The organism is Streptomyces sp. NPDC048506 (assembly GCF_040651315.1).
Classification (GTDB): domain Bacteria; phylum Actinomycetota; class Actinomycetes; order Streptomycetales; family Streptomycetaceae; genus Streptomyces.
The window spans coordinates 55,304-61,303 of sequence record NZ_JBEZIX010000057.1 but is presented as its reverse complement, the minus strand read 5'-3'; the positions used below and the strand labels follow the sequence as shown (position 1 = coordinate 61,303).

The following is a 6,000-nucleotide window of genomic DNA, read 5'->3' as shown; positions in this document are numbered from 1 at the left end:
CGCGGCATTCACCGCATCAGCCAGAACGACCAACTCCCCTGGTCCTTCCTCATCCACACAGGACTGACCATCCACCAACCACACCCACAGAACTACTGGCTTCAGCTCGTTGGGGTGAATCCTTGCGAAGTCGCTGATGGGTGTGGGTGGGTGGCTGTATTCGTGGTCTGTGAGATATGCGGATGGGGGTGGGCTGACTCCTGCGGGGCGTCGGCGCCGGGAGATGGTACGGATGCAGGCGGCTGAACTGTTCCAACAGAGGGTCAGGCCGTCGGAAGTCGCACGGCGGCTTCGGGTGAGCGTGAAGTCGGCTTATCAGTGGCATCAGTTGTGGCGGGACGGTGGTGTGCAGGCTCTGGCCTCCCGCGGTCCGAGCGGGAGCCGGTGCCGGCTGTCCCCGCGGTGTCTGGAGAAGCTGGCCGTGTATCTGGAGGAGGGGCCGGCCGCTCACGGCTGGGTGGAAGACCAGGTGTGGACCGCATCGAGGGTGGCCACGTTGATCGGCAGGAAGTTTCACGTCTCCTACAGCGTCTCGGGTGCCACCCGGTTGATGCACCGGCTCGGGTTCTGTCCGCAGGTGCCCGCCCGGCGGGTCGCCGAGCGCGACGAGCAGGCCGTGAGCGTGTGGCGGGAGGTGACCTGGGCGGAGGTAAAAGGACCCGGGCGGCCTGCCGGGGGTAGGTCTGCTTCGAGGACGAAGCCGGCTTCACCCGACGGCCGCCCCGGGGACGGACGTGGGGCCGACGCGGAGTGACTCCGGTCGTCACCGTCAGCGGCCGGCGTTCGGGACGGCTGTCGGTGGCCGGGCTGATCGCGATGCGGCCGGGTTCCCGAACCCGGCTGTGTCACCGTCTTCGGACCCATCCGCCGGCAAGAGCGCACGTCGCAGCATGGGCGAGCGGGACTTCATCGCGCTGATCGACGGAGTCCACCATCTGGTCAAGGCCCCGATCGTGCTCGTGTGGGACCGGCTGAACACCCACGCCTCCCGCAGGATGCACCACCTCATGGCCGAGCGTGACTGGCTTACGGTGTTCCTGCTGCCCGCCTACTCACCCGACCTCAACCCCGTCGAGTGGCTATGGGCCCACGTCAAACACAGCCTGGCCAACCTCGCCGTCATGGCCCTGGACCGACTCGAAGCCCTCGTCCGCAACCGACTCAAACGCCTCCAGTACCGGCCCGACACCCTCGACGGCTTCATAGCAGGAACCGGCCTCGCCCTCGACATCCCAACATCACCCTGACCAGCCGAAGTCAGTATGCATGGACGGAGCGGCCGTAGCGTCCTCGACCAGGGCCGTCACGGTCTTCGTATCGAGCCGCTGCACCAGCACGAGGTGCCTCCCTCGAAAGCTGACGGGCCTGTGTACGCAAGGGTCCGTCTCCCTCCACTGTCCCACTGCGGGGTGGGCGCATCGAGTCCGGAAAGGGAGCGGAAGGCTCTGGCGGCGGTGCGCCGCCCGCACCGGCCGCTTCCTGCCCGGACTCGGCACGTTGCGCTGATACCAGCCGACCTGTGCCAGGCCCCTGCGCGGCAGCACGACGCGGGCCAGCGGGCATAAGCGGCCAGGTCCGGATGGCCTCTGTGCCGGCCAATTCTCCCGGAGAGAGGCTGGAAGGAGGGACAGAGCCGCAGCGCCAGGTCCGGCGGTCGCGGTAGGAACCAGCCGGAAGGGTGATGATCATGCCCACCACGAACAGGCGGACCGCCGCCGCGCTGGCGGCCCTCGCGCTGGCCGGTGCGCTGGCCGCCGGATGCGCGCCAGGCGCCAGCACCTCCAGCACCATTTCCCTCCCCCCGGCCGCCACGGGCCCAACCAGTCCCAGCGATTGTTGGAGGCCGGGCACGTCGGGCGACGACTGGAACCACTGGGGTTCGTGGGGGCCTGGGATGATGGGCGAGGGCTGCTCCTGGGGTCCGGGCATGATGGGCGGCCACTACTGGCTGCGTGGCGACGGCGCCCCGGTGAAGACTCTGGACCAGGCACGGCAGCGCGCCGCTGCCTTCGCCGGCCGGCTCGGCCTGCGCGTCGGCGAGGTCATGCAGTTCTCGAAGAACTTCTACGCCGAACTGGACACCATCGGCGGGAAGCCGGCCACGGAGATCCTCGTCGACCCGGCGAACGGTGACACCGGGATCGAGTACGGACCGGCGATGATGTGGAACACCGACTACGGGATGCACCACGGCGGCCAGACCCCAACCCGGATCTCCCCCGCACAGGCCCAGGACCGCGCCCGGCAGTGGCTGCGCGATCGGGACAGCGGCCTCACCGTCGGCGAGGTTGAGGCATACCCGGGCTACTACACCCTGCACACCCTGCGCTCCGGGAAGATCAACGGCATGCTGTCGGTCAACGCCTCCACCGGCACCGTATGGGACCACACCTGGCACGGCCGCTACATCGCCACCAGCCAGAAATGATGGGCCGGTACACCCCAGGGCCGAGGTTGCGGCCCGAACCACGCGGCCGGAGCCTGAAGGTGTCCGCCGACATGGCGTGCACAGCCTGGCCGGTCCCTCATACGTCGAGAGGAAGCGGGCCGCCATGACCAGCATCGCTCACCGCATAGCCGCCCTGTTCCGGATCAAGGCGAACAAGGCGCTGGACAAGGCAGAGGATCCGCGCGAAGTACTCGACTACTCCTACGCGCAACAGCAGGAGATGCTGCAGAAGGTACGACGGGGCGTGGCCGATGTGGCCACCAGCCGCAAACGCATCGACGTGCAGATCAATCAGTTGCAGCAGTCCAGCAAGAAGCTGGAGGGGCAGGCCCACCAGGCGCTGGCCGCCGGGCGCGAGGATCTCGCCCGCGAGGCCCTGACTCGGCGCACCGCCGTGTCGTCCCAGCTCATCGACCTTCAGGCCCAGCATTCCTCGCTCCAGGCGGAGGAGGAGAAGCTCACCCTCGCCTCGCAGCGTCTGCAGGCGAAGGTGGATGCCTTCCGCACCAGCAAGGAGACAATCAAGGCCCGCTACACCGCGGCCGAGGCCCAGACCCGTATCTCGGAGGCGGTCACCGGTATCGGCGAGGAGATGGGCGATGTCGGCATGGCGATGCAGCGCGCCCAGGACAAGACCGACGAGCTGGAGGCACGGGCCGGTGCGCTGGACGAGCTGCTCGCCTCCGGCGCGCTGGAGGACGCCACGCTGCCCGCGGGCCGCGACGACATTCAGGCCGAACTTGAGCGCGTCACCGCAGGCAGCGACGTGGACAAGGAACTGGCCCGGATGAAGGCCAAGCTCCCGGCCTCGGCGGCGTCGCCAGCTGTGGAGGGCGGCGGGACCGGGACGGCACCGCCGGACCAGGAGGCGACATCATGATCATGCGGATTCTCGGCGAGGGCCAGTACGAGATCGCCGACGAGCACCTCGACCGGCTCAACGAGCTGGACGCGCCGCTGCAGTCGGCTGCCGAGGCGGGCGACGAGGCGGCGTTCGCCACCGCGTTGTCGGCCCTGCTGGACGAAGTGCGCAGCCTGGGCACACCGGTGCCGGATGCGACGATCACGCCGTCCGACCTGGTGCTGCCCGATGCGGACACCAGCCTCACGCAGGTGCGGGACCTGCTCTTGGACGAGGGCCTGATCCCGGGGTGAGCGCGATGCGCAGCCGCTTCGCGCCCGACCGGCAGCTGACCGCCCGGATGCTGGTCACGATGTTCCTGCTCGGCCTGTTGTACGTGGCGTTCATCGCCGTACTGATCGCGCTGCTCAAGTCCGTTGTCGTGGTGGTCGTCATCGCTGCCGGACTGCTGGGCGCGCAGTACTGGTTCTCCGACCGGATCGCCCTGTACGCCATGCACGGCCAGCTCGTCACCCGGGAAGAAGTGCCTCAGCCGCACGGCGTCATCGACCGGCTGTGCGCAACTGCCGACATGCCCAAGCCGCTGGTGGCCATCTCCGACATGGACCTGCCCAACGCGTTCGCCACCGGCCGCAACGCCGACCACGCCGTGGTCTGCGCCACCACCGGCCTGCTGCGCCGCCTGGAACCGGAGGAACTCGAAGGCGTCCTCGCCCACGAGCTGTCCCACGTCGCGCACCGCGACGTGGCGGTGATCACCATCGCCTCGTTCCTGGGCGTGATCGCCGGCCTCATCGTCCGCTTCGCCTTCTACTCCCAGCTGTTCGGCGGACGCGACGAGCGCGACCAGAACACCGCCGTACTGCTGATGGCCGTGATGGCGGTCTCCGCCCTCGTCTACGCGATCAGCTTCCTGCTCATCCGGGCGCTGTCCCGCTCCCGCGAACTCGCCGCCGACCGGGCCGCCGCCGTGCTCACCGCCCGCCCCTCCGCCCTGGCCTCGGCCCTGACCAAGGTCAGCGGCGACATCACCCGCATCCCCACCCAGGACCTGCGCACCGCCCAGGCGTTCAACGCGTTCTTCTTCACCCCCGCCCTCGGGCCCGGCACCGTAGTGGCCAACCTGTTCTCCACCCACCCCAGCCTCGAACGCCGCCTGGAGGCGCTCGCGAAGATCTCCGCACAACTGGGCCGGGCGGCATGACCCACCACCACGACATCACCTCCCCGGACCAGCGCAGGGCTTCCGGCCCGGGGAGCTGAGCGGAAGGAGTTGACGGCCCCGTGGGTTTCCTCGATGTCCTGTTCGGCCACAGCAAACCGGTCAAGCCCGGCCTCGACCCCTCTTCGGCCTGCCCTCGGCAGCCATCACCCTCCAGGCCGCCATCGGCTTCACGCCGACCGGAGCGGGCTCGGTGTGCTTCGCCAGCATCGAGGGCGGTGCGTCAGCCCAGGTCCACCAGGACGTACGGAACCTGCTGGATACGGACACCGAACACCGCGGTATACCAGTGGAGTTCAGCCGTGACGCCTACGGGTACTCCTGGCTGTTGTGCCGTCACGACCCCGACGATCTGCCCGCCCTCGTCAATGATCTGCACGCGGTCAACACCGCCCTGCAAGACAGCGGCAAGCCCAGTCCCCGCCCCCGAAATGTGGCACCGCCCCGGCGACGAACTCCTCGTCGCTTCCCACACCGCCTTCCCATGACGGCCGTCCGTCCCGACCAAGGGCACGGCCGAGTGGTCAGTGGGCCGCGCACACCACCTCGACGAAATGGCCCACCTGTTCCTCCGGCAGGCGCCGGGCGAGATCCGCCTCGCTGATCATGCCGACCAGCCGATGGTTTTCGATGACCGGCAGCCGCCGGATCTTGTGCTCCTCCATGGCCCGCAGGACTTGGTCCGTGCCGGCTTCGACGTCAATCGTGATCGGCTTGCCCTGCTCGAGCATGCCTGCAGTCATGGTCTTCGGGTCCTTGCCCTTGGCGAGACACTTCACCACGATGTCCCGGTCGGTAATGATCCCGTGAAGCCGTTCGTCCGGCCCGCAGATCGGGAGAGCTCCAACGTCCAGCTCACTCATCCGACGCGCCGCGTCCTCCAGCGTCTCGCTCTCTTGGACGCAGGTGGCACCGGCATGCATGATCTCCCGTGCAGTGGTCATGACCGTCTCCTTCCAACCTCGCGATCTGCGCGGGGAGGCCCGTTGAAGCCGGCCCCGCCCCGACTGGTACGCCTCACAGCCAGTGTGAAATCTCCGGGTCCCCTATGCATGCCGGGAAAAGGGCAGGTGGTGCCCTGCTTGCGGTGGACGTTCCGGTCGCAGCCGGGCCCGCAGACGCATGACCGCATGGCCAGGCTCCGCGGCCATAGGTTCGGCGCCCAGCACGCTCTCCTCGGGAGGACGGGGCGGGTGACGCACCGCTGCGGGGGCGCCAGGCTCGGCGCCGAATGCAACGCCGGGCAGACCGGCGCAGGCGGCCTGGCGCCGTTGGGCAGCACACACCTGATCGAAGAGGATTCTTCGGTCCGCACTCGGCGTGTGGGCCAAGTGCTGCTCGGTATGCAGGGTACGGTCCGCGGCTATGCCGGTGTTTTCTGGTGAGGGATCGTCGTGGGCGGCCGCCCACCGTCCAGCTGGGCTGTGCGCCGCCTGCTTCCCGGTCGCGGTCCGGCAGGGGGTGCAC

6 protein-coding genes and 2 pseudogenes are annotated in these 6,000 nt (G+C 68.8%); 7 read left to right on the top strand and 1 reads right to left on the bottom strand.

Going from position 1 to position 6,000, the window contains the following annotated elements:
* Positions 1 to 169 precede the first annotated feature (169 nt).
* From AB0C96_RS35150 to AB0C96_RS35120, 7 genes and pseudogenes are all read left to right on the top strand, one after another.
* On the top strand, positions 170 to 754 hold the full coding sequence (locus tag AB0C96_RS35150) for a winged helix-turn-helix domain-containing protein (protein WP_362923254.1): 585 nt from the start codon (positions 170 to 172) through the stop codon (positions 752 to 754).
* A 62-nt stretch (positions 755 to 816) separates the two neighbouring features.
* Positions 817 to 1,247: pseudogene (locus tag AB0C96_RS35145) on the top strand (transposase).
* Between the two features lie 440 nt (positions 1,248 to 1,687).
* Complete coding sequence (locus tag AB0C96_RS35140; protein WP_362923248.1) at positions 1,688 to 2,428, top strand: hypothetical protein; 741 nt, start codon at positions 1,688 to 1,690, stop codon at positions 2,426 to 2,428.
* 124 nt (positions 2,429 to 2,552) lie between these two features.
* Entirely contained in the window at positions 2,553 to 3,329 is a 777-nt protein-coding gene (locus AB0C96_RS35135; protein WP_362923246.1) for a PspA/IM30 family protein, read from the top strand.
* Positions 3,326 to 3,604 (top strand): hypothetical protein, encoded by a 279-nt coding sequence (locus tag AB0C96_RS35130; protein WP_362923245.1) that lies wholly within the window; start codon positions 3,326 to 3,328, stop codon positions 3,602 to 3,604. The genes AB0C96_RS35135 and AB0C96_RS35130 overlap by 4 nt, the downstream gene beginning before the upstream one ends.
* Positions 3,605 to 3,609: 5 nt before the next feature.
* Positions 3,610 to 4,515, top strand: coding sequence for a zinc metalloprotease HtpX (gene htpX, locus AB0C96_RS35125; RefSeq protein WP_362923243.1), 906 nt, complete (start codon positions 3,610 to 3,612; stop codon positions 4,513 to 4,515).
* Between the two features lie 80 nt (positions 4,516 to 4,595).
* Positions 4,596 to 4,942: pseudogene (locus AB0C96_RS35120) on the top strand (hypothetical protein); the annotation flags it as partial.
* Positions 4,943 to 5,057: 115 nt separating this feature from the next.
* Here the strand turns inward: AB0C96_RS35120 and AB0C96_RS35115 are convergent.
* Entirely contained in the window at positions 5,058 to 5,477 is a 420-nt protein-coding gene (locus AB0C96_RS35115; RefSeq protein ID WP_362923242.1) for a CBS domain-containing protein, read from the bottom strand.
* Between the last annotated feature and the right edge of the window lie 523 nt (positions 5,478 to 6,000).

What these genes read in the sequence shown, in the direction of transcription:
- AB0C96_RS35140 (WP_362923248.1), top strand. Translation starts at nt 1,688, where the DNA reads ATGCCCACCACGAACAGGCGGACCGCCGCCGCGCTGGCGGCCCTCGCG.
- AB0C96_RS35130 (WP_362923245.1), top strand. Translation starts at nt 3,326, where the DNA reads ATGATCATGCGGATTCTCGGCGAGGGCCAGTACGAGATCGCCGACGAG.
- AB0C96_RS35115 (WP_362923242.1), bottom strand. Translation starts at nt 5,477, where the DNA reads ATGACCACTGCACGGGAGATCATGCATGCCGGTGCCACCTGCGTCCAA.
- htpX (WP_362923243.1), top strand. Translation starts at nt 3,610, where the DNA reads ATGCGCAGCCGCTTCGCGCCCGACCGGCAGCTGACCGCCCGGATGCTG.
- AB0C96_RS35135 (WP_362923246.1), top strand. Translation starts at nt 2,553, where the DNA reads ATGACCAGCATCGCTCACCGCATAGCCGCCCTGTTCCGGATCAAGGCG.